This window comes from Marilutibacter spongiae, from assembly GCF_014145325.1.
Lineage (GTDB): Bacteria > Pseudomonadota > Gammaproteobacteria > Xanthomonadales > Xanthomonadaceae > Marilutibacter > Marilutibacter spongiae.
The window spans coordinates 136,944-158,167 of the sequence record NZ_JACHTF010000005.1; the positions used below are offsets into that span (position 1 = coordinate 136,944).

21 protein-coding genes and 1 riboswitch are annotated in these 21,224 nt (G+C 70.2%); of the genes, 13 read left to right on the forward strand and 8 right to left on the reverse strand.

The features are described from left to right. The first annotated feature begins 16 nt into the window (after positions 1–16). Positions 17–589, forward strand: a complete 573-nt coding sequence (locus H4F98_RS06200; RefSeq protein WP_182685922.1) for a GNAT family N-acetyltransferase — start codon at positions 17–19, stop codon at positions 587–589. Here H4F98_RS06200 and H4F98_RS06205 read toward each other — a convergent pair. Beyond that, positions 586–1,242, reverse strand: coding sequence for an HAD-IA family hydrolase (locus H4F98_RS06205; RefSeq protein WP_182685923.1), 657 nt, complete (start codon positions 1,240–1,242; stop codon positions 586–588). The genes H4F98_RS06200 and H4F98_RS06205 overlap by 4 nt on opposite strands. Continuing rightward, positions 1,242–2,417, reverse strand: a complete 1,176-nt coding sequence (locus tag H4F98_RS06210) for a phosphoglycerate kinase (protein ID WP_182685924.1) — start codon at positions 2,415–2,417, stop codon at positions 1,242–1,244. Before H4F98_RS06210 ends, H4F98_RS06205 begins: the two co-directional genes overlap by 1 nt. Positions 2,418–2,570: 153 nt before the next feature. Next, positions 2,571–2,869, forward strand: a riboswitch (cobalamin riboswitch). Between the two features lie 413 nt (positions 2,870–3,282). On the opposite strand from H4F98_RS06210, the gene H4F98_RS06215 reads away from it, so the two are divergent. From H4F98_RS06215 to H4F98_RS06230, 4 genes are all read left to right on the forward strand, one after another. Continuing rightward, entirely contained in the window at positions 3,283–5,619 is a 2,337-nt protein-coding gene (locus tag H4F98_RS06215; RefSeq protein ID WP_182686034.1) for a ribonucleoside-diphosphate reductase subunit alpha, read from the forward strand. 144 nt (positions 5,620–5,763) lie between these two features. Beyond that, positions 5,764–6,771 carry a ribonucleotide-diphosphate reductase subunit beta gene (locus H4F98_RS06220; protein WP_182685925.1) on the forward strand — a complete coding sequence of 336 codons (1,008 nt, stop codon included), beginning with the start codon at positions 5,764–5,766 and terminating at the stop codon, positions 6,769–6,771. A gap of 78 nt (positions 6,772–6,849) precedes the next feature. Beyond that, entirely contained in the window at positions 6,850–7,368 is a 519-nt protein-coding gene (locus tag H4F98_RS06225; protein WP_182685927.1) for a hypothetical protein, read from the forward strand. 36 nt (positions 7,369–7,404) lie between these two features. Beyond that, on the forward strand, positions 7,405–9,111 hold the full coding sequence (locus H4F98_RS06230) for a sensor domain-containing diguanylate cyclase (protein ID WP_182685929.1): 1,707 nt from the start codon (positions 7,405–7,407) through the stop codon (positions 9,109–9,111). A gap of 19 nt (positions 9,112–9,130) precedes the next feature. Here H4F98_RS06230 and H4F98_RS06235 read toward each other — a convergent pair whose 3' ends face one another. The 3 genes from H4F98_RS06235 to gap form a co-directional block, all read right to left on the reverse strand. Then, positions 9,131–9,562, reverse strand: a complete 432-nt coding sequence (locus H4F98_RS06235) for a group III truncated hemoglobin (protein WP_182685931.1) — start codon at positions 9,560–9,562, stop codon at positions 9,131–9,133. A 116-nt stretch (positions 9,563–9,678) separates the two neighbouring features. Beyond that, a complete protein-coding gene (locus tag H4F98_RS06240) occupies positions 9,679–9,888 on the reverse strand; it encodes a DUF3955 domain-containing protein (protein WP_182685933.1) in 210 nt (69 codons plus the stop codon). A gap of 214 nt (positions 9,889–10,102) precedes the next feature. Then, complete coding sequence (gene gap, locus H4F98_RS06245; RefSeq protein ID WP_182685935.1) at positions 10,103–11,104, reverse strand: type I glyceraldehyde-3-phosphate dehydrogenase; 1,002 nt, start codon at positions 11,102–11,104, stop codon at positions 10,103–10,105. A 165-nt stretch (positions 11,105–11,269) separates the two neighbouring features. Between gap and H4F98_RS06250 the strand changes: the two genes are divergently transcribed. Together H4F98_RS06250 and H4F98_RS06255 are read left to right on the forward strand one after the other, a co-directional pair. Then, positions 11,270–11,893 (forward strand): OmpW/AlkL family protein, encoded by a 624-nt coding sequence (locus tag H4F98_RS06250; RefSeq protein ID WP_182685937.1) that lies wholly within the window; start codon positions 11,270–11,272, stop codon positions 11,891–11,893. A gap of 65 nt (positions 11,894–11,958) precedes the next feature. Beyond that, the gene (locus H4F98_RS06255; RefSeq protein WP_182685939.1) at positions 11,959–12,756 is read left to right on the forward strand and encodes a S1/P1 nuclease; all 798 of its coding nucleotides are present in this window, start codon (positions 11,959–11,961) and stop codon (positions 12,754–12,756) included. Positions 12,757–12,769: 13 nt separating this feature from the next. Here the strand turns inward: H4F98_RS06255 and H4F98_RS06260 are convergent, their stop codons facing one another. Continuing rightward, positions 12,770–13,255: a protein tyrosine phosphatase family protein gene (locus H4F98_RS06260; protein WP_182685941.1), complete on the reverse strand. Its 486-nt coding sequence runs from the start codon at positions 13,253–13,255 to the stop codon at positions 12,770–12,772. Between the two features lie 80 nt (positions 13,256–13,335). Beyond that, a complete protein-coding gene (locus H4F98_RS06265) occupies positions 13,336–13,656 on the reverse strand; it encodes an ArsR/SmtB family transcription factor (protein ID WP_246372952.1) in 321 nt (106 codons plus the stop codon). A gap of 114 nt (positions 13,657–13,770) precedes the next feature. On the opposite strand from H4F98_RS06265, the gene H4F98_RS06270 reads away from it, so the two are divergent. The 6 genes from H4F98_RS06270 to H4F98_RS06295 all read left to right on the forward strand — a co-directional run bounded on the left by H4F98_RS06270 (position 13,771) and on the right by H4F98_RS06295 (position 19,018). Then, complete coding sequence (locus H4F98_RS06270) at positions 13,771–14,637, forward strand: MBL fold metallo-hydrolase (protein ID WP_182685943.1); 867 nt, start codon at positions 13,771–13,773, stop codon at positions 14,635–14,637. 15 nt (positions 14,638–14,652) lie between these two features. Beyond that, a complete protein-coding gene (locus H4F98_RS06275; RefSeq protein ID WP_182685945.1) occupies positions 14,653–15,084 on the forward strand; it encodes a YeeE/YedE family protein in 432 nt (143 codons plus the stop codon). Continuing rightward, entirely contained in the window at positions 15,081–15,497 is a 417-nt protein-coding gene (locus H4F98_RS06280; protein WP_182685947.1) for a DUF6691 family protein, read from the forward strand. The genes H4F98_RS06275 and H4F98_RS06280 overlap by 4 nt, the downstream gene beginning before the upstream one ends. After that, positions 15,494–16,243, forward strand: coding sequence for a sulfite exporter TauE/SafE family protein (locus H4F98_RS06285; RefSeq protein WP_182685950.1), 750 nt, complete (start codon positions 15,494–15,496; stop codon positions 16,241–16,243). Before H4F98_RS06280 ends, H4F98_RS06285 begins: the two co-directional genes overlap by 4 nt. Positions 16,244–16,319: 76 nt before the next feature. Further along, complete coding sequence (locus H4F98_RS06290) at positions 16,320–18,284, forward strand: acetyl-CoA hydrolase/transferase C-terminal domain-containing protein (protein WP_182685951.1); 1,965 nt, start codon at positions 16,320–16,322, stop codon at positions 18,282–18,284. A 47-nt stretch (positions 18,285–18,331) separates the two neighbouring features. After that, positions 18,332–19,018, forward strand: a complete 687-nt coding sequence (locus H4F98_RS06295; protein ID WP_182685953.1) for a hypothetical protein — start codon at positions 18,332–18,334, stop codon at positions 19,016–19,018. A gap of 67 nt (positions 19,019–19,085) precedes the next feature. Here the strand turns inward: H4F98_RS06295 and tkt are convergent, their stop codons facing one another. Continuing rightward, the gene (gene tkt / locus H4F98_RS06300; protein ID WP_182685955.1) at positions 19,086–21,077 is read right to left on the reverse strand and encodes a transketolase; all 1,992 of its coding nucleotides are present in this window, start codon (positions 21,075–21,077) and stop codon (positions 19,086–19,088) included. Positions 21,078–21,224 lie beyond the last annotated feature (147 nt).

The window sequence follows — 21,224 nt, forward strand, 5'->3', positions numbered from 1 at the left end:
ACCTGGAAACGCAACGATGACGACCCGGCCCGCATACCAGCCCCCCGTCCTTGAAGGCACCCGCGTCCGCCTTCGCCCCTACCGCGACGGGGACCTGCCGGCCTTCTTCGGCCTGCATGCCGACCCGGAGGTGATGCGCTACGGCAGCCATCCCGCGTGGACGCACCCGGACCAGGCCCGCGACAAGTTCGAGTCCAGCCGGCACGGCAATGCGCCCGACCGCCAGGTCTGCTGGGCCATCGCCGATCGCGACGACGACCGCATGCTGGGCGGCGTCACGCTGTTCCACGTCAACGCCGCGCAGCGGATGGCGGACTTCGGCTACATGCTGGAGCGCGCATCATGGGGACGCGGCCTGGCCGCGGAGGCGACGACGCTCGCCCTGGACCACGCGTTCGCGGTGCTCGGCCTGCGCCGGATCGAGGCCGACATCGACCCGCGCAACAGCGGTTCGTGCCGACTGGCCGAACGCCTGGGCTTCGTCCACGAAGGCCGTCTGCGCGAACGCTGGGAGATCGCCGGCGAGACCTGCGATACCGCGTTCTACGGCCTGCTCGCGCGCGACTGGAAGACGGCGCGGCCTGCCTAGGCCACCATGCGCAGCAGGGCCGACGGTGCGTCGGCGATGCGCTCCGCGCCCGCCGCGACCAGCTCGGCCTCGCCACCGAAGCCCCAGAGCACGCCGATGTTGCGCAGGCCGTGGTGGCGCGCGCCTTCGATATCCATCCGCCGGTCGCCGATCATCACGCAGGCCCCGGCCTCGAGCCCGAGCCGTGAAAGCGCCTCTGCGACCAGTTGCGGCTTCTCGCTGCGCGTACCGCATGGCGTCGCCCCGACGACGTCCACGAAGCGCTTGCCGAAGGGCAGGTGGTCGACGATCCGGCGCGCGTGCTCTTCGTTCTTCGCGGTCACCACGGCCAGGCGATGCCCGCGGCCGTGGAGGGCCTCGACGACGTCGGCGATGCCCGGGTAGACCTGGTGCTCGGTCCAGCCGACCCGGTCGAAGCGCTCTCGGTAGTGTTCCACCGCGGCCTCCACTCGTTCGGGATCCACCAGGGCCGGACCGAAGCTGGTGCGCAGCGACGGGCCGATCCAGCCCCGCAACTCGGCCTCGGGCGGCGCTTGCAGGCCCATGCGCGCGAACGCATGCGCGACGCAGCGGGTGATGCCGACCGCCGAGTCGATCAGCGTGCCGTCCAGGTCGAAGAACAGCGTGGCCGGTGCGTCGCCCGCGGCGCGCATCAGGCGGCGCGCGCCTTGAGGGCGGCGACCGCCGGCAGCTCCTTGCCTTCCAGGAATTCCAGGAACGCCCCGCCGCCGGTGGAGATGTAGCCGACCCGGTCGGCGATGCCGTACTTGTCGACCGCGGCCAGGGTGTCGCCACCGCCCGCGATCGAGAACGCCGGACTGGCGGCGATCGCACGCGCCAGCGCTTCGGTGCCCTTGCCGAAGGCATCGAACTCGAACACGCCGACCGGCCCGTTCCAGACCACCGTGCCCGCCTTCGCGATCAGTTCGGCGTAGGCCTTGGCGGTCTCCGGCCCGATGTCGAGGATCATGTCGTCGGCGCCCACCGCGTCCACGGGCTTGACCGTCGCCGGCGCATCGGCGGCGAAGGCCGGCGCCACCACCACGTCGGTCGGCAGCGGGATGCTGGCGCCGCGCGCCCGGGCGTCGGCGATGATCTTCTTCGCAGTGTCGACCAGGTCCATCTCGACCAGCGACTTGCCGACGCCGTGGCCCATCGCGGCGATGAAGGTGTTGGCGATGCCGCCGCCGACGATCAGCTGGTCGACCTTGGACACCAGCGAGCCGAGCAGTTCGAGCTTGGTGCTGACCTTGGAGCCGGCGACGATCGCCAGCAGCGGGCGCGCGGGCGCATCGAGTGCCTTGCCCAGCGCATCCAGCTCGGCCATCAGCAGGGGGCCGCCGGCAGCGACCGCGGCCGCCCGGATCACGCCATGGGTGGAGGCCTGGGCGCGGTGCGCGGTGCCGAAGGCGTCCATCACGAACACATCGCACAACGCCGCGTACTTCTTCGACAAGGCCTCGTCGTCGGCCTTCTCGCCGACGTTCATGCGGCAGTTCTCGAGCAGGACCACCTGTCCCGGCGCCACCTCCACGCCATCGACCCAGTCGCGCACCAGCGGCACGTCCATCCCCAGCATTCCGGACAGGCGCGCGGCGACCGGCGCCAGCGAGTCGGCCTCGCTCCATTCGCCCTCGCTCGGACGACCGCGGTGCGAGGTCACCATGACCGCCGCCCCCTTCTCCAGCGCCAGCCGGATCGTCGGCAGGGCGGCCGTGATGCGCTGCTCGGACGTGATCCGGCCCTCGGTGATGGGCACGTTGAGGTCCTCGCGGATCAGCACGCGCTTGCCGCTGAGGTCGAGGTCGGTCATGCGGAGGATGGACATGGGGAGGCTTCCGGGGTCGGGTGGGGGGAGGCGGCGGCAGTGGCCGGCGCAGGGCACGCCATTGTCCGGTGCGAGGCCGGCGCCGGCAAATGCCGTCGTATAGGCCTTTCCGGCCACCAGCACAACATATGGTGTTGACGACAGGAGAAAACAGGTTATGTTGTGCCCGTCGGTGCCGCACCCGCTTCGCGCGGGGACGGCTTAAAAGGGAAGTCCGGTGCGGCGGGTCGATGACCCCCCAAGGCCGGCGCTGCCCCGCAGCGGTAGTGGAAACGAACTCCGTCATGGCACTGGGGACCCTCCCCGGGAAGCGACGGACAGTAGGCCGAGCCGGACGCGAACAACGCGGCGTGGAACCCGGGACGAAGGCCCTGCCCGGCCCGACCCACCACCCGCCCGCCGCGACCGCTCCCGTCCAGAGCCCGAAGACCTGCCGACAGCCGCGCGATGCACACCGCGCGGTGACCGGCCAGGGAGTCTCCGGGGGGAGACGGTCGGTGTCGCGGCGGATCGCAGCTTGCAGCGGTCCGCCGGTCGACCGGTGGTCGCCGGTCCTTCGCCGCCGTCTCGGGCTGCGCGACACCCCGCCTCCATCCTGTGGATTCCGCGCCCGCGGGGGCGTGGCGGGACCGATGCCCTGGCATCGATTCCATCGCCTCCCGTGCGCCGTCCCCGAGGGAGGGGCGGCGACCCGTGCGCCCTGCACTGGAGCCCCGCCATGACCACCGACAGCCTCGACACCGCCCCCCCCGCGACCGCCGCCGCGGAGGGCGCCGGCCCCGACGTCCATCCAGACCCGTCCCCGGCGACAGCGCCGCCCGCGCGCGCGGGCTTCACCCTCACCGCGCCCGCCAGCGCGCTCAGCATGAGCGTCACCAAGCGCAACGGCAGCCGCGAGCCCGTGGACCTCAACAAGATCGTCCGCGCCATCACCCGCTGCGCCGAGGGCCTGCATGCGATCGATCCGATGCGCGTCGCCACGCGTACGATCTCGGGCCTGTACGACGGCGCCAGCACCCGGGAGCTGGACGAACTCTCCATCCGCACCGCCGCCCTGCTCACCGCCGAGGAACCCGAGTACGGACGCCTCGCGGCGCGCCTGCTGGCCGGCGTGATCGAGAAGGAAGTCGCCGCGATCGACATCAACGCCTTCTCGCAGTCGGTGCAGCGCGGCCACGAGCTGGGCGTGATCAATGCGCGCCTGCTGGGCTTCGTGCAGGCCAATGCGCGCAAGTTGAACGACGCGATCGACAACAGCCTCAACCAGGGCTTCGACTACTTCGGCCTGCGCACCCTCTACGACCGCTACCTGCTGCGACACCCGACCGCGCGCACGGTCATCGAGACGCCGCAGCAGTTCTTCCTGCGCATCGCGTGCGCGCTGAGCGAGGACGTCGGCGACGCGCTGGCGCTGTACCGGCGGATGGCGCAGCTGGACTACATCCCCTCCTCGCCCACGCTGTTCAACGCCGGCACCACGCACGAGCAGCTGTCGAGCTGTTTCCTGCTCGACTCGCCCGAGGATTCGCTGGAAGGCATCTACAAGCGCTACATGGACGTGGCCAAGCTGAGCAAGTTCAGCGGCGGCATCGGCCTGAGCTACTCCCGCATCCGCGCCCACGGCTCGCTCATCCGCAGCACGAACGGCCTGAGCAACGGCATCGTGCCGTGGCTCAAGACCCTCGATGCTTCGGTGGCGGCGGTCAACCAGGGCGGCAAGCGCAAGGGCGCGGCCTGCGTCTACCTGGAGCCCTGGCACGCCGACGTGGAGGCCTTCCTGGAGCTGCGCGACAACACCGGCGACGAGGCGCGGCGCACGCACAACCTCAACCTGGCCAACTGGATCCCCGACGAGTTCATGCGCCGCGTCGAGGCCGACGGCGAGTGGTCGCTGTTCGATCCGCACGCGGTCCCGCAGCTGACCGACCTGTGGGGCGAGGCGTTCGACACCGCGTATCACGCCGCCGAGGCGGCGGGACTCGCGCGCAAGCAGGTCCGCGCGCGCGAACTTTACGCGCGGATGATGCGCACCCTGGCCCAGACCGGCAACGGCTGGATGAACTTCAAGGACAAGTCCAACCGCGCCTGCAACCAGACCCTGCGCGAGGGCAACGTGGTCCACCTGTCCAACCTGTGCACGGAGATCCTGGAGGTCACCTCGCAGGACGAGACCGCGGTATGCAACCTGGGGTCGATCAACCTCGCCCACCACGTCGAACTCTTCGAGGAGGGCCCCGTCCACGGGCAGGCCGGCCGCTTCGACTTCGAGCGCCTGGCCGAAACCGTGCGCCTGGCCGTGCGCCAGCTCGACCGGGTGATCGACCTGAACTTCTATCCGATCGAGACCGCGCGCCGCGCCAACCTGAAATGGCGCCCGGTCGGACTCGGCGCGATGGGCCTGCAGGACGTGTTCTTCAAGCTCCGCCTGCCCTTCGACTCCGAGCCGGCCCGCGCGCTCTCGCGCGAGATCGCCGAGGCCATCTACTTCCATGCGCTGTCGGCTTCCAACGAGCTGGCCATCGAGCGCGGGCGGCATCCCGGCTTCGCCGACACACGCGCCTCGCAGGGCGAGTTCCAGTTCCAGGCCTGGGGCGTGGAGCCGGCGGACGCGTCGCGCTGGGAAGCCCTGCGCGCACGCATCCTCGACCATGGCCTGCGCAACTCGCTGCTGGTGGCGATCGCCCCGACCGCGACCATCGCCTCGATCGCCGGCTGCTACGAGTGCATCGAGCCGCAGGTGTCCAACCTGTTCAAGCGCGAGACCCTCTCGGGCGACTTCATCGTGGTGAACCGCTACCTGGTCGAGGAGCTCAAGGCGCTCGGCCACTGGACGCCCGAGTTGCGCGACCGTATCAAGATGGCCGAAGGCTCGATCCAGGGCATCGACGAGATCCCGGCATCGCTGCGCCAGGTCTACCGCACCGCCTGGGAGCTGCCGATGCGCTCGTTGGTCGACATGGCGGCCGACCGCGGCGCCTTCATCGACCAGAGCCAGTCGCTGAACCTGTTCATCGAGAGCCCCAACATCGGCCAATTGTCCTCGATGTACATGTACGCCTGGAAGAAGGGCCTGAAGACCACCTACTACCTGCGTTCGCGCCCGGCGACGCGGATCGCCAAGTCGACGGTCGGCGCGGCCGCGCCGGTCGCAGCGGTGAGCTGTTCGCTGGAGAACCCCGAGTCCTGCGAGGCCTGCCAGTAAGGCATCCATGCCCCTCTCCCCCGGGAAAGGGGTTGGGACGAGGGTCCGGCGAAACGGCCTGGACCCCACTTCTCCGCCGCCCCCCATCCGCCCTTCGGGCACCTTCTCCCGGAGGGAGGAGGGATAGAACACAAGGCAACAGACATGTCCAACCACCTGCTCGACCCGGGCTTCGACCTGACCCTGCGACCGATGCGCTACCCGCGCTTCTACGAGATGTACCGCGACGCGATCCGCAACACCTGGACCGTGGAGGAAGTGGACTTCTCTCTGGACGTCAACGACCTGCGACACAAGTTCGGTCCCGCCGAACGCCACCTGGTCGAGCGCCTGGTCGCGTTCTTCGCCACTGGCGACTCGATCGTCGCCAACAACCTGGTGCTGAACCTGTACCAGCACATCAATGCGCCCGAAGCGCGGATGTACCTGTCGCGCCAGCTCTACGAGGAAGCGCTGCACGTGCAGTTCTACCTGACCCTGCTCGACACCTACCTGCCGGACCCGGTCGCGCGGGCGAAGGCCTTCGCCGCGGTCGAGAACATCCCCTCCATCCGCGCCAAGGCCGATTTCTGCTTCCGCTGGATGGACTCGATCCAGGACCTGCGCCGGATCGAGACGCTCGAACAGCGCCGCCGCTTCCTGCTCAACCTGGTGTGCTTCGCCTGCTGCATCGAAGGCCTGTTCTTCTTCGCTGCGTTCGCCTACGTGTACTACCTGCGCTCGCGCGGCCTGCTGCACGGGCTCGCCTCGGGCACCAACTGGGTGTTCCGCGACGAGAGCTGCCACATGGCGTTCGCGTTCGAGGTCATCGACACCGTGCGCAAGGAAGAACCCGCCCTGTTCGACACCGAACTGCAACAGCAGGTGGTCACCATGCTCGAGGAGGCGGTCGACTGCGAAATGCGCTTCGCCGAGGACGTATTGTCCGGCGGCGTGGTCGGCCTCTCGATCCGCGACATGCGCCAGTACCTGGAGTACTGCGCCGACCAGCGACTGGCCCAGCTCGGCATGCCCCGGCACTTCGGCGCGACCAACCCGTTCGGCTTCATGGACCTGCAGGACGTGCAGGAAGTGACCAACTTCTTCGAGCGCCGCGTGTCGGCATACCAGGTCGGCGTCAGCGGAGAGGTGGCCTTTGACGCGACTTTCTGACGTAATAGGGACGCTGGTACCACATTGACGTGGGCCGGCCGGCGGCAGGATGCCGTCCGGGGGCTGGATGCCCACTGCATGGATGCCCATGACGACACGGCCGTCGTCATCAGCGGCAGGACGCCACCAAGGAAACGGAACATCCCCTGTTCCAATGGCTCGACTGGCGGCACGGATGCCGCCCCGCCATTGCGCCTCCCATTCCCCCAGCGGTCCCGGTGCGAACGCATCGCGGAGGCGCCCGCCATGCCCACGCACCCCACGCCGACGACCGGGACCGCCCCCGCGCCCACCGAGGCGCACATGGTGTCCACCGGACGCAGCTCGATGCAGGCCGACGTGGAAATGCACACCGAAGACCTGCTGACCTGCGCACGCCTGCTGGCGACGCGCGGCGGCTTCACGATGATCGCGCTGGATGCCGACGGGCGGCCGACGCCCATCCGCCCCCTGCAGGATCGGACAGGACCCGAAAGCGGCGCCTGGAACCGGCGCCCCGCAGGGCCCGCGCGCGCCCATGTGAATACGCGAACCCGATCACATCCGGACGGGCGGCGCCCCACCCGCGAATTGCCCGCAAAGCCCGTCACACGGTAGTTTAGGCACTCCACCGACCGGAGCGCGCCCGTTTCCTTGGCACACCCTGCCCGCCAATGGACATTGCGCCGCCGCTTCACGCGCCTGTTGCTGTTCGCAGCGCTGATCCCGGCCCTGCTCTTCAGTGCGGTGATGCTCTGGCAGCAGTACCGCGCCTCGCGCACGTCGCTCGGCGAACGGGTGGGCCTGTCGGCAAGCCTGACCTCGACGAGCATCGACGATTTCATGCGCAGCCGCCTGGCCGGCCTGACGCTTCTGGCCAGCACGCGCGACGCCCCGCTCGCCGACTGGTCGCCGGACCTGGACCGCCTCCGCCAGGCCTATCCCGGCCTCACCAGCGCACTGGTCGTGGACGCCACCGGCCACGTCGTCGCCGCATCGCCGGCGCCGCCGCCGGGCGTGCTGGGCACGCCGGCGAGCCGGGTGGACGACCGCGACTACTTCACCGTGCCGGCGCGGACGCGCAAGCCGCACGTGTCCGATGCCTTCCGCGGGCGCGTGGTCGGCAACACCCCGCTGGTGGCGATCTCCGCCCCGATCGTCCGCAACGACGAACTGGTCGGGGTGCTCGAGGCCTCCATCAACGTCGAGAGCTTCGCGCGCCAGCGCGGCGAGGCCTTCCGCATGAACGGCTACGAGATGCTCCTGCTCGACCGCGGCAACCACGTCATCCATGCCACCGGCGGGCTGCCCTACGGGTTCATGGACGCGGTGAGCGACCCCCGCCTGACGATCGAGGCCGATGCGCCCAGCAACACCGCGCGGACGCGTTTCGAGCACGACATGCTCGACGGTTCGGCCGGCTACGTCGCGCGTGCGCGCATGAGCAGTGGCTGGACCCTGGTCCTGGTCGCGCCGGTACGCAACCTGTTGCTGTCGGTCGGCCGCAACACCCTGGTCCTGCTGGCCCTGCTCATGCTGGTGAGCCTGGGCGTGCTCGCCGCGACCTGGCTGCAACTGCGCGACCTCGCCCAGGGCACCGGGCACCTGCTGGACACCTTGCGCAAGTTCGCCCTGGGCGACCCGCTCGACACCGGCGAGCAGGCGCCCATGCCGCGCGAGCTGCAACCGGTCGCCTCGGCGATCCGCGACATGTCCGGGCGCCTGAACACCGCCTACGGCGAGCTGAGCAACGCGCTGATCACGCAGCGCGACCTGGCGGCATCGCTGCAACGGGTGGTGGACGACCGCGACCAGGAGATCGCCGATCGCACCGCGGAACTGCGCAACGCGGTCGACGAGCTCGAGAAACTGGCCAGCATCGACGCCCTGACCGGGGCGCTCAACGTCCGCGGGTTCCGCCGCGACATCGGCGCACTGGTGGAGGATCCCGAGTGCGAGGACATGTCGGTGGGCGCGCTGATCATCGACATCGACCACTTCAAGGCCTACAACGACCGCTACGGACACCCGGCGGGCGACACCGCGCTGCGTCGCGTGGTCGGCGCGATGCAGAGCTGCATGCGCGGCGCATCGGACACCCTGGCCCGCGTCGGCGGCGAGGAATTCGCCATCCTGCTGCGCGACGCGGACATTGCCCTGGCCATCGAGGTCGCGCAGCGCATCTGCGACACCGTCCGCGATGCCCGCATCCCGCATGCCGACGGCATCGATGGCGTCATCACGATCAGCATCGGCATCGCGGCGCAACCGTCGCCCGAACTCATGGACCACCTGTTGTCGCAGGCGGACGAGGCCCTTTACCGGGCCAAGCGTGCGGGGCGGGGACGCATCAGCCGCTGAAGCGCGTGGCGTCGCCCGCTCAGGACACGTCCACGAGGGGGAGGCCCAGGCCGCGGGTGCGCTCGCCGATCCCGACGCCATAACGCAGGCTGCGACCGATGCGCGTGGCATGGCCCACCATGCGCTCGGCCTGCACCGCCGGCAGCAGTTCCGACGCCGTGGCCTGCCACAGGTCCAGCCACTGCTCGAAATGCGCGGCATGGATCGGCAGCCCGCGATGCTTGGCCATCGGGTTGCCCCGGTAGCTGCGGGTGCCCAGGGCCACCGAGGACCAGAACGAAACCAGCAGGGCCTTGTGGCCCGGCCAGTCGTCGATCGCGGCATTGAACACCGGGCCGAGCGTGGGGTGGACGCGGACGCGGTCGTAGAAGCGGTCGACCAGTACGGCCAGCTGCGCTTCGGTCAGGGCGGCGTCGCCGGCGGTGTCGGTGGGGACGTTCGAGGCAGTCATCGCGCGACAGGATACCGCGCCCGACCGTCCGATTCCGCGTACGCCGGCATGCGCGCACCCCCCGTGCAGCGGGCCTTCACCTGCCGCGCCGGGGTGCGCCAGAGTGCGCCGGGGCGTCAGTGTTCGCGCGGCGCATGCGCCCGGCGGGACCGGACCCAGCCGCCGGCGAGCAGCGCGGCGCCCAGCACGATGGCCAGACAGCCCAGCGGAACGAGGGCGAACGGCTCGTGCAGCACGCCATCGGGACCCACCTGGCCGCCGATCAGGCGGAAGGCGACGAGGCCGTCCACGCCGGCGAGAACTGCAAGGATGCCCAGGCGGTACATGACGTGACTCCGGATTCGCGAGACCCCAGCGTGCTGCCCCGGGGTGAGGGCACGATGAAGCGGGGTGGCGCCAGGGGACGGGCGACGGCCGCCGCCCACTCGCATCGCGCCACCCGCGCAATCAGCGCGAACGGCGTCGCCCGAAAAAAGAAAAGACCGGGCAGGCCCGGTCTTTTCTTCTCGTTCCTTGTCGCCGCGGGCGGCGATGCCCGGATCAGCCGGCGATGACGCGGGCCATCTCCAGGCACTTGTTGGAATAGCCCCACTCGTTGTCGTACCAGCTCACCAGCTTGACGAAGCTGCCGTCGAGCGCGATGCCGGCCTCGGCATCGAAAATCGAGGTGCGCGTGTCGCCCCGGAAATCCGTCGCCACGACCTTGTCCTCGGTGTAGCCCAGCACGCCCTTGAGCGCACCCTCGGACTGCGCCTTCATCTCGGCGCAGATCTCGGCGTAGCTGGCGTCCTTCTCCAGCTCGACGGTCAGGTCGACCACCGAGACGTCGCTGGTCGGCACGCGGAAGGCCATGCCGGTCAGCTTCTTGTTGAGTTCGGGGATGACCACGCCGACGGCCTTGGCCGCGCCCGTCGACGACGGGATGATGTTCTCCAGGATGCCGCGCCCGCCGCGCCAGTCCTTGTTGGAGGGGCCATCGACGGTCTTCTGGGTGGCGGTGGCCGCGTGCACGGTGGTCATCAGGCCGCGCTTGATGCCCCACTTGTCGTTGATGACCTTGGCGATCGGCGCCAGGCAGTTGGTGGTGCACGACGCGTTCGAGATGATCGCCTCGCCCTTGTAGGTGCCATGGTTGACGCCGTAGACGAACATCGGGGTGTCGTCCTTGGACGGCGCCGAGAGGATCACCTTCTTCGCGCCCGCATCGAGGTGCTTCTGCGCGGTTTCCTTGGTCAGGAACAGGCCGGTGGACTCGATGACGACGTCGGCGCCCACCTCGTCCCACTTCAGGTTGGCCGGGTCGCGCTCCTGGGTCAGGCGGATCCGCTTGCCGTTGACGACCAGGGTGCCGCCGTCGACCGAAACCTCGCCCTTGAAGCGACCGTGCACGGAGTCGTAGTTCAGCATGTACGCCAGGTAGTCCGGCTCGAGCAGGTCGTTGATGGCGACGATCTCGATCTCGCCTGCGAAGTTCTGCACGGCCGAGCGCAACACGTTGCGTCCGATGCGGCCGAAGCCGTTGATGCCTACCTTGATGGTCATTGCTGGGAGCTCCTGCGGCCGCGTCCGGCGCGGCGGGTGACGGGGGACGACATTCTAGCAGGCCCGCGGGGCGGGCTCTTCCGGGGCACGGCGGATTTGAGCGGGGTCAAGTCGCGGGCGACGCGAATGCCGATAGTGGCGCCACTCCCAACCCGAGCCCTGCCCATGCGACATCCGCTGAACACCACCGCCCTCGCCCTCGCCCTGGCCGCCTGCGCGGCCCCCGCCCTGGCCCAGTCCCGCGGCGACTGGACCCTGGGCCTGGGCGCCCACGCGGTGGCGCCGTCTTCCGACAATGGCCGCCTGGCCGGCGGCACCCTCGCGGTGGAGGTCGACGACAACGTCCGGCCCACCGTGACCTTCGAGTACTTCCTGCGCGACAACCTCGGCCTGGAGGTGCTGGCCTCGGTGCCCTTCCAGCACGACATCGCGATCCGCGGCCTGGGCACGGTCGGCAGCACCCGCCAGTTGCCGCCGACGCTGTCGCTGCAGTACCACTTCAACGACGACGGCCGCGTGCACCCCTTCGTCGGCGCCGGGCTGAACTACACGCGTTTCTTCGACGAGGACGCGCGCGGCGCCCTCGCCGGCAGCCGGCTGGCGCTCGACGACTCCTGGGGCCTGGCCGGCCACCTGGGCCTGGACGTGGACGTCGGCGCGCGGAGTTCGATCCGCGTGGACGCACGCTGGATCGACATCGACACCGGGGTCCGCCTGGACGGCACTGACCTGGGCACCGTCGCGATCGACCCCTGGGTCTACGGCGTCGCCTACGTCCTGCGTTTCTGAGCCGCGTCGCCAGCCCGCCAGATCCGGTCATCGGGGATGCGGTCGGCGTCGGCTAGAGTAGGTGCATGAACCTGCGTACCGCACTGGCCGCCACGGCGCTGGCCGCCGCCCTCGTCCTGCCCCCTCCCGCCCACGCCTGGGGCGCGATGGGCCACCGCCTGGTGGCCGACCTCGCCTGGGACGCGATGACGCCTCGGGCGCGCGCCGGCGCCCGGGACCTGCTCGCGCTCGAAGGCGATGCACGCCTGGCCGACGTCGCCAGCTGGGCCGACGAGCTGCGCGCGAGCGACCCCGACCTGGGCCGGCGCAGTGCGCGCTGGCACTACGTCAACATCGCCGAAGGCGACTGCCACTACCGCGCCGGACGCGACTGCCCAGGCGGCGACTGCGTGGTCGCCGCGATCGAGGCGCAGGCGGCGATCCTCGCCGATCCCGGCCAGTCGCGCGCGGCGCGCCTGCAGGCACTGAAGTTCGTGGTCCATTTCGTCGGCGACGTCCACCAGCCGCTGCACGCGGGCCGCGCCCACGACCGCGGCGGCAACACCTATCAGCTCAACATCGACGGGCGCGGCAGCAACCTGCATGCGCTGTGGGACAGCGGCCTGCTCGCCCAGGCGGGCCTCGACGAGACCGGCTGGCTCGCGCGCCTGCGGCGCTTGCCCGCGATCGGTGCCACGCCTGCATCGATACCGGCCGACTGGGCCGAAGCCTCCTGTGGCATCGTCGAGCGCCCGGGCTTCTATCCGCCCAAGGGCACGCTGGATCCGGCCTATGCCGGGCCGTGGCTGCCGGTGGCCGAGCAGCAGCTGCGCCTGGGCGGCCAGCACCTGGCCGAGGTGCTCAACCGCGCGCTCGGCGGCTGACGCCGGGCAGGCGTCACTCGGCCGGCAGGCCGAGCTGGCGTCGCACCTGCGGCTCGGCCATGCCCAGGCCCGCGCGGCGCCCCAGCTCGACCGCTTCTCCGGCAGGCATGCCGTCCAGCGCCGCGGCCAGCGCCACCAGGCCGCCGACACGGTTGCCGGAGGCGCAATGCACGAGCACCGTGCCCTCCGACCCGGCGAGCAGCACGCGCAGGCGTTCGGCATTCGCGGCGTCGATCCCGGCCCCACCCTCCACCGGTATCGCGTCGTAGGCCATCCCGGCGGCCGCCACCTCGGCCGCCTCGTCGCGACCGGCCATTTCCGTGTCGGTGCGGAGGTTGACCACCCGGGTCACGCCCATCGCCCTGAGCCGGTCCCAGTCCTCCGGCGCGGGCTGGCCGGCCGCCAGCAGGCCGCTCCTGGCCAGGCGCAGGTGGGGGATACCGGTCGCGGACGGATCCGCCGGCGGAGAAGTAGGCTCGACGTGCATGGACATGTTCATCGCGGCGGTTCCGTTGGGGGGCGATGTGCCGCAGGCCACCAGGGCTGCGGACAAGGCCATTGGAGGGAAGAGCGCGGCGTTCATCGCGCCGACGGCCCGCAGTAGATGTCGTGCAGGGTTGCCATGACCTGCTGCGCCGGCCCCGGCTGCAGGCGATAGAACACCTGCACGCCTTCCCGGCGGGTGTCGACGATCCCGGCCTCGCGCAACACGGCCAGGTGCTGGGACAGCGCCGACTGCGAGAGCGCGAGGCGCGCATGGAGCTCGCCGACCGCCAGTTCGCCCTCGACCAGGTGGCACAGGATCATCAGGCGCTGCGGATTGCCGAGCGTGCGCAACAGGGTCGAGGCATCGGCGGCATGCACCTGCATCCGTTCGAGATCGAGGTCGCCGGTGGACATGGGAACGGCAGCGTTCACTGCGCTCTCCTTTGCTTGGAATGCCGTCATTATATCACTACTTGCTAATTTAGCAATAGCTAATATAATGACGGCATTCCCGACAGGAGATGTCGAATGAACACCTTGGTCCATCCCTTCTTCCACGCCGATACCAATACCTGGACGTACCTCGTCCACGCCGAAGGCGCCCACGAAGCCGCGGTGATCGATCCGGTCCTGGACTTCGACCCCAAGTCCGGACGCACGGACAGGCACTCGGCCCAGGCCCTGGTCGATGCCGTCGCGGCAGCCGGCCTGGACGTGCGCTGGATCCTGGAAACCCATGCCCACGCCGACCATCTCAGCGCCGGCCACTGGCTGAAAGCCCAATGGCCCGGCGCCACCCTCGCCATCGGCGAAGGCATCCGCGCCGTGCAGGAGACGTTCCGCTCGATCTTCAACCTGGGCGACGGCTTCCCGATCGACGGTTCGCAGTTCGACCGCCTATTGAGCGACGGCGAGACCTTCGACATCGGCCCCCTCCAGGCGCGGGTGATCGCCGTGCCGGGACACACCCGCGACAGCAACGCCTTCCTGGTCGGCGATGCGCTGTTCACCGGCGACTCGATCTTCATGCCCGACGGCGGCACCGCCCGCTGCGACTTCCCGGGCGGCAATGCGCGCACCCTCTACCGCTCGATCCACAAGCTGTTCGACACCCTGCCCGACGACACGCGGGTGTTCGTCTGCCACGACTACGGTCCGGGGGGCCGCGCCTTCGCCTGCCAGAGCAGCATCGGCGACCAGAAGCGCGACAACATCCACGTCGGCCAGGGCATCGACGAAGACCGCTTCGTCGAGATGCGGGAGACGCGCGACGCCACCCTGGCGATGCCCACGCTGATCCTGCCGTCGGTGCAGGTCAACATCCGCGCCGGCCAGCTGCCGCCGGCCGAGGACAACGGCGTGCGCTATCTCAAGCTTCCCCTCGACCTGCTGTGACGCGGAGCACCCGGCATGAGCGTAGCCACTGAGTTCACCCCCCTCGCGTCGCTGGCGGGCGGCGCCCTGATCGGACTGGCGGCGACCTGGCTGCTCGCGTCCATCGGCCGCATCGCCGGCATCAGCGGCGTGCTCAACCAGGCGGTCGAGCAACGCGACGGCCGCGCCTGGCGGCTGGCGTTCCTGGCCGGACTGGTCGTCGCCGCCGGCGCCTGGTTCCATGCCACCGGCGTACTGCCGCGCGCCGGTTTCCCGCTGCCGCTGCTGGTGGCGGCGGGCCTGCTGGTCGGCTTCGGCACGCGTCTGGGCAACGGCTGCACCAGCGGCCATGGCATCTGCGGGCTGGCGCGTCTGTCCCGGCGATCGCTGGTTGCAGTCGCGGTCTTCATGGCCTGCGGCTTCGCGACGGTGTACATCGTCCGCCACCTTGCCGGGGGCGCGCCATGAGGCCCGCACTGCATGCGCTGCTCGCCGGGGCCCTGTTCGGACTCGGCCTGGCGGTCTCGGGCATGACCAACCCCGACAAGGTGCTGAACTTCCTCGACATCGCCGGCACCTGGGACCCTTCGCTGGCCCTGGTCATGGGCGGTGCCCTCGCGGTGAGCCTGCCCGGCTATGCCTGGGTCCGCCGGCGCAATCGCACCTTCTGCGACACGCCCTTGCCGGACGCGCCATCCACGCGCCTGGACGGCCGCCTGCTGGGCGGCAGCGCCCTGTTCGGCGTGGGCTGGGGCCTGGCGGGCTTCTGCCCGGGACCGGGACTGGCCAACCTCGCGCACGGCAGCCTCGAAGCGGTTGTGTTCATGCTGGCCTTGCTGGCAGGCTCGGCACTGGCCCGCTTCATGGTTCCCCCCAATTGAGCGAAACCGAACTGATCCTCGCCGTGCTGCTGCTCGGCGTGGCCGCCCTCTATTCCTCGGTCGGCCACGCCGGCGCCAGCGGTTACATCGCGATGATGGCGCTGATGGGCCTCGCGCCGGAGCAGATCCGTCCGACCGCCCTGACCCTCAACCTGCTGGTGGGCGGCATCGGGCTGTTCCGCTTCTGGCGCAACGGCCACGTCCGCTGGCGCAACGTGCTGCCCTTCGTCCTGGCGTCCGCACCGGCGGCCTTCTTCGCCGCGCAGGTGCGCTTGCCGAAAGAGAGCTACTCCATCCTCCTGGGCGTGGTGCTGCTGGTGGCCGCGATCGGCGTGTTCCGCCACGCGTCGCGCGCCGAGGAAGAGGACGCGGCCACGGCGGGCCGTCGCGTGCCATGGGTACCCGGGCTGCTGACCGGGGCCGTGATCGGCGTGCTGTCGGGACTGACCGGCACCGGTGGCGCGATCTTCCTGACGCCGCTCCTGCTGTTTGCGCGCTGGATGCCCACGCGCGAGGCCAGCGGCACCTCGGTGGCCTTCGTCTGGATCAACTCGCTCACCGCGCTCGCCGGGCTCCTGCACGCCACCGGCAGCCTGCCGACGGCGCTGCCCCTGTGGCTCGGGGCGGTGGCGGTAGGCGCCCTGGTCGGCACCCAGATGGGCCTGCGCTGGGTCCCGGTGCGTGGCCTGCGCCTGCTGCTGGGATTCGTCCTGCTGATCGCGGCCGGGAAGCTGTTCTTCGCCTGATCGCCCTCCGCCCCGCTCCGCCCGCGACCGGCGTCCGTCACCTGCCCGCCATGCGCAGGCGCGTTAGGCTGTCGCCATGACCGATGCCAGCCCCGGGCGGCCGACGCCCGCCACCCACCTCGACGATGCCGTGTCGAAGATGCTCGAGCGGATCGAGGGGCCGCTGCGGATCGGCGCCCCACTCGGCCTGGGCAAGCCGCACCGGCTGCTCAACGCGCTGTACGAACGCATGGCCGCCTCGCCCGAACGCGGCCTGCACCTCTACACGGCGCTCTCGCTGGACCCGCCCGGGCCCGCCAAGGGGCTGGAGGGTCGTTTCCTCGGCCCCTTCGTGGCCCGCCATTTCGGCGACGATTTCCCCCGCCTGGCCTATGTCCAGGCGCTGCGGCGCAACGCGCTGCCCGCGCACATGGAGGTCGAGGAGTTCTACATGCAGTCCGGCGCCATGCTCGGTTCGCGGCAGGCGCAGCGTCGCTATGCCAGCCTGAACTACACGCACGTGGCCCGGGCCCTGGCCGACCGCCGGATCAATGCCATCGTGCAGAAGGTCGCGCGCGAGCCGGGCGGCGAACGCCTGTCGCTCTCGTGCAATACGGACCTCACGTTCGACGCCCTGGCCGCGGTCGCGTCGCGCGGCCTGCAGCGTCCGCTGATGGTGGCCGAGGTCGACCCCCAACTGCCCTGGCTGGGCGGCGGCGCGGCCGTGGATGCTGGCTTCTTCGACATCGTGGTCGACCCGCCCGGGCCGCATCCGCGCCTGTTCGGCCTGCCGCGCCAGCCCGTCACCGACGTCGACTACGCGATCGGCTTCCATGCCAGCACCCTGGTCAAGGACGGCGGCACGCTGCAGATCGGCATCGGCGCACTGGCCGACGCCCTGTGCCACGCCCTGGCGCTGCGCCACGCCGACAATGCCACCTATCGACGCGTGCTCGCCGCCCTGGGCGCGGATGCCGCGGAGGACCCTGCGCTGGGGCCTTTCGACACCGGCCTGTACGGCTGCAGCGAAATGCTCAACGAGGGCTTCCGCCGACTCGTCGATGCCGGCGTGATCCGGCGCAAGGTCGTGGACGACCTGGCGCTGATGCAACGCGATGCCGAGGACCGCCTCACCATCGCGGACCGCGAACGGCTCGCGCGCGAGGGCCAGTTCCTGCACGGCGCCTTCTACCTGGGTTCGCCCGACTTCTACCAGTGGCTGCGCGACCTTCCCGAGGCCACGCGCGCGGCGATCGGCATGTGCCCGGTGAGCGCGGTCAACGAGCTGTATGGCGGCAACGAGACGCTCGAGCGCCTGCAGCGACGCGACGCGCGATTCTTCAACAGCTGCATGATGGCGACCGCGCTCGGCGCGGCGGTTTCCGATGCGCTGGAAGACGGCCGGGTGGTATCGGGCGTCGGCGGCCAGTACAACTTCGTGGCGATGGCCCACGCGCTGCCCGATGCGCGCTCGGTGCTGATGTTCCGCGCCACCCGCGACAGCAGTGGCCGGCGCAGCTCCAACGTGGTCTGGCGCTACGGCCATGCGACGATCCCGCGCCACCTGCGCGACGTCTACATCACCGAATACGGCATTGCCGACCTGCGCGGCGCCACCGACGAAGACTGCATCGCGGCGATGGCGGGCATCACCGACGCCGACTTCCAGCCGGCGCTGCTGGCGCAGGCGAAGTCGGCGGGCAAGATCGCCCGGGACTTCGCGCCGCCGCCGACCGCCTCGCGCAACACCCACGAAGCGCTACGCGCGCGGCTGGCACCGCTGCGCCGCGACGGCACCCTGCCCGACTACCCGCTCGGCAGCGATTTCACCGTGGTGGAGCAACGCCTGGTCGCGGCGCTGGGCTGGCTGAAGGCGGCAACCGCCTCGCCACCGGGCAAGCTCGGTACGGTGCTGCGAGCACTCGTCGCAGGCGCCCCGCGCGACCGGGAAGCGCTGCAGCGCATGGACCTGCAGGCGCCCGACGGGGTTGCCGCGTGGCTGGAGTCGCGGCTCCTGTCGCTCGCCCTGGACAAGGCCTCCGGTGCCGCGACGGCGCCTTAGCGACTTTGCCTATACTGGCGCCTGGCACGCAGCAGGTCCCTCGCCGGATGTCCGCAGACAACGTCTACAAGCACTTCTACCGCACCATGCGCCTGGCCGCGACCGAGCTCAGCGACGGTGGCGGACCGTTCGGTTTCGACATCACCACCGCCCTGGAATTCGACTTCCTGGTCGAGCGCTACCAGTGCGACGCGATCATCGAGACGGGCAGCAACATGGGCGATACGACCGACTACCTCGCCCGCACCTATCCGCACCTGCAGATCATCACCTGCGACGTGGTCGACAAGTACGTCGACATCGTCAAGCGCCGCGTGGGCTTCATGCCGCACACCCACGTGGAGAAGATCGATTCGCCCGAGCTGATCGCGAAGTTCAAGGACGCGTTCCGCTGCCCGCTCTACTACCTCGACGCACACTGGTACGAGGACTGGCCGCTGGAACGGGAACTGGGCCTGATCGAGAACGGCGTGGTCTGCGTCGACGACTTCAACATCGGCCATCCGCGCTTCGGTTTCGACAAGTACGGCGAGGTCGAATGCGGGCCGCGGATGCTGTCGCGCTTCATCGACAAGGTGCCGCACTTCTACACCAACAATCCCGACGCCCAGCACGAACTGCCCTGCCTGCAGACCGGCCGCCGCGGCGGCAAGGCCTACTTCGCGATCAACCAGTTCGACCACATGAAGCACCACCGCTATTTCCGCCGCTTCGAGACCCCGCGGCCGGACTGAAGCCGGCGCGTCCCCCAGACATGCGAACGGCGCCCGCAGGCGCCGTCCGTGGTCGAACCCGCCGGCCTCAGGCCAGCGCGCGCGCCGCCTCGACGACCTTGTCGACGGTGAAGCCGAAATGCTCCATGAGCGGCTTGATCGGCGCGGAGGCGCCGAAGGTGTCGATGCCGACCACCGCGCCGTCGAGGCCGACGTACTTGCGCCAGAAGTCGGACACGCCGGCCTCCACCGCGACGCGGCGGCGGCAGGCGCGCGGCAGGACCGACTCGCGATAGGCTTCGTCCTGGCGGTCGAAGACGTCGGTCGAGGGCATCGACACCACGCGGACCGAATCGCCGAGGCGTTCGGCGGCCTGCATGGCCAGCCCGACTTCCGAGCCGGTCGCCAGCAGGATCGTCGCGGGTGCGCCCACCGAGTCCTTGAGCACGTAGCCACCGCGCGCGATGTCGGCGACCTGGGCCGCGTCGCGCGCCTGGTGGTCCAGGTTCTGGCGCGAGAACACCAGGCAGCTGGGGCCGTCGTGGCGCGTGATCGCGGCCTTCCACGCAACCGCCGACTCGACCGCGTCGCACGGACGCCAGACGTCGTTGTCCGGGATGTAGCGCAGGCTGGCGAGGTGCTCGATGGGCTGGTGGGTCGGACCGTCCTCGCCCAGGCCGATCGAGTCGTGGGTGTACACGTGGATCGCCTGCGCGCCCATCAGCGCGCTCATGCGCACGGCGTTGCGCGCGTAGTCGCTGAACACCAGGAAGGTGGCGTCGTAGGGAATGAAACCGCCGTGCAGGTTGAGGCCGTTGCTGATCGCGGTCATCGCGAACTCGCGCACGCCGTAGTACACGTAGTTCGCGTCGGCAGCATCGGAGGCGACCGACTTGCTGCCCTTCCACAGGGTCAGGTTGGAATGCGCGAGGTCGGCCGAACCGCCGATCAGTTCCGGCAGCAGCGGGGCGAAGGCCTCGATGGCCATCTGCGAGGCCTTGCGCGACGCCACTACCGGGCCGTCCGCCTGCAGGCGCGCGATGTAGGCGTCGGCCTCGGCCACGAAACCCTCGGGCAGCTCGGCGTGCGAGCGCCGGGTCAGCTCGGCGGCCTCGGTGGGGAACTGCGCGGCGTAGGCGTCGAAGAGGGTGTTCCACTGGTCTTCGCGGACCAGGCCGGCGTTGCCGGCGTGCCAGCCATCGAGAAGCGCCTGCGGGATGTCGAAGGCGCCATGGGGCCATCCCAGCGCCTCGCGGGTGGCGGCCACCTCATCGGCGCCCAGCGGCGCGCCATGGCTCGATTCCTTGCCGGCCTTGGCCGGCGAGCCGTAGCCGATGGTGGTCCGGCAGCAGACCAGGGTCGGCTTGTCACTGGACGCCAGCGCGGCCTCGATCGCCTGTTTGATGGCATCGGCGTCATGGCCATCGACGCCGCGCACGACGTTCCAGCCGTAGGCCTCGAAGCGCGCGGGCGTGTCGTCGGTGAACCAGCCCTGGGTGTCGCCGTCGATGGAGATGCGGTTGTCGTCCCAGAACGCGACCAGCTTGCCCAGGCCCCAGGTGCCGGCGAGCGAGGCGGCCTCGTGGGAAATGCCCTCCATCAGGCAGCCATCGCCCATGAACACCCAGGTACGGTGGTCGACGACCTGGAACTCGGGACGGTTGAAGCGCTGGGCCAGCAGCTTCTCGGCCAGCGCCATGCCCACGGCGTTGGCGAAGCCCTGCCCGAGCGGACCGGTGGTGGTCTCGATGCCCGGGGTCATGAAGTTCTCCGGGTGGCCGGGCGTCTTGTAGCCGAGCTGGCGGAAGTGCTTCAGGTCCTCGATCGAGAGGTCGTAGCCCGACAGGTGCAGCAGCGCGTACTGCAGCATCGAGCCGTGGCCGTTGGACAGCACGAAGCGGTCGCGGTTGAACCACTTCGGGTTGTTGGGGTTGTGGCTGTAGTAGTCGTTCCAAAGCACTTCGGCGATGTCGGCCATGCCCATGGGCATGCCGGGATGGCCGGAGTTGGCGGCCTGGACCGCGTCGATGGCAAGGAATCGGATGGCGTTCGCGAGGTCGCGGCGGCTGGGCGTCGTCATGGCGTCGAGGGCAGTCTTGGAAGCGGCAGGAGGCGCCCGGGACGCGGCTGGCCGGCCTGGACGCGGGTCCAGGGCGGCCGTGCGGGGGCGACGGGCGCGCTATTGTCCCATCCGGCGGCCCCGCTGTCGCCCTCCCTGCGCCCGGAG

Coding starts and splice junctions, on each gene's coding strand:
- H4F98_RS06200 (WP_182685922.1), top strand. CDS start 17: ATGACGACCCGGCCCGCATACCAGCCCCCCGTCCTTGAAGGCACCCGC.
- H4F98_RS06260 (WP_182685941.1), bottom strand. CDS start 13,255: ATGAACATGTCCATGCACGTCGAGCCTACTTCTCCGCCGGCGGATCCG.
- tkt (WP_182685955.1), bottom strand. CDS start 21,077: ATGACGACGCCCAGCCGCCGCGACCTCGCGAACGCCATCCGATTCCTT.
- H4F98_RS06220 (WP_182685925.1), top strand. CDS start 5,764: ATGTCCAACCACCTGCTCGACCCGGGCTTCGACCTGACCCTGCGACCG.
- H4F98_RS06290 (WP_182685951.1), top strand. CDS start 16,320: ATGACCGATGCCAGCCCCGGGCGGCCGACGCCCGCCACCCACCTCGAC.
- H4F98_RS06215 (WP_182686034.1), top strand. CDS start 3,283: ATGAGCGTCACCAAGCGCAACGGCAGCCGCGAGCCCGTGGACCTCAAC.
- H4F98_RS06235 (WP_182685931.1), bottom strand. CDS start 9,562: ATGACTGCCTCGAACGTCCCCACCGACACCGCCGGCGACGCCGCCCTG.
- H4F98_RS06250 (WP_182685937.1), top strand. CDS start 11,270: ATGCGACATCCGCTGAACACCACCGCCCTCGCCCTCGCCCTGGCCGCC.
- H4F98_RS06205 (WP_182685923.1), bottom strand. CDS start 1,242: ATGCGCGCCGCGGGCGACGCACCGGCCACGCTGTTCTTCGACCTGGAC.
- H4F98_RS06225 (WP_182685927.1), top strand. CDS start 6,850: ATGGATGCCCATGACGACACGGCCGTCGTCATCAGCGGCAGGACGCCA.
- gap (WP_182685935.1), bottom strand. CDS start 11,104: ATGACCATCAAGGTAGGCATCAACGGCTTCGGCCGCATCGGACGCAAC.
- H4F98_RS06240 (WP_182685933.1), bottom strand. CDS start 9,888: ATGTACCGCCTGGGCATCCTTGCAGTTCTCGCCGGCGTGGACGGCCTC.
- H4F98_RS06295 (WP_182685953.1), top strand. CDS start 18,332: ATGTCCGCAGACAACGTCTACAAGCACTTCTACCGCACCATGCGCCTG.
- H4F98_RS06270 (WP_182685943.1), top strand. CDS start 13,771: ATGAACACCTTGGTCCATCCCTTCTTCCACGCCGATACCAATACCTGG.
- H4F98_RS06275 (WP_182685945.1), top strand. CDS start 14,653: ATGAGCGTAGCCACTGAGTTCACCCCCCTCGCGTCGCTGGCGGGCGGC.
- H4F98_RS06210 (WP_182685924.1), bottom strand. CDS start 2,417: ATGTCCATCCTCCGCATGACCGACCTCGACCTCAGCGGCAAGCGCGTG.
- H4F98_RS06280 (WP_182685947.1), top strand. CDS start 15,081: ATGAGGCCCGCACTGCATGCGCTGCTCGCCGGGGCCCTGTTCGGACTC.
- H4F98_RS06255 (WP_182685939.1), top strand. CDS start 11,959: ATGAACCTGCGTACCGCACTGGCCGCCACGGCGCTGGCCGCCGCCCTC.
- H4F98_RS06265 (WP_246372952.1), bottom strand. CDS start 13,656: ATGTCCACCGGCGACCTCGATCTCGAACGGATGCAGGTGCATGCCGCC.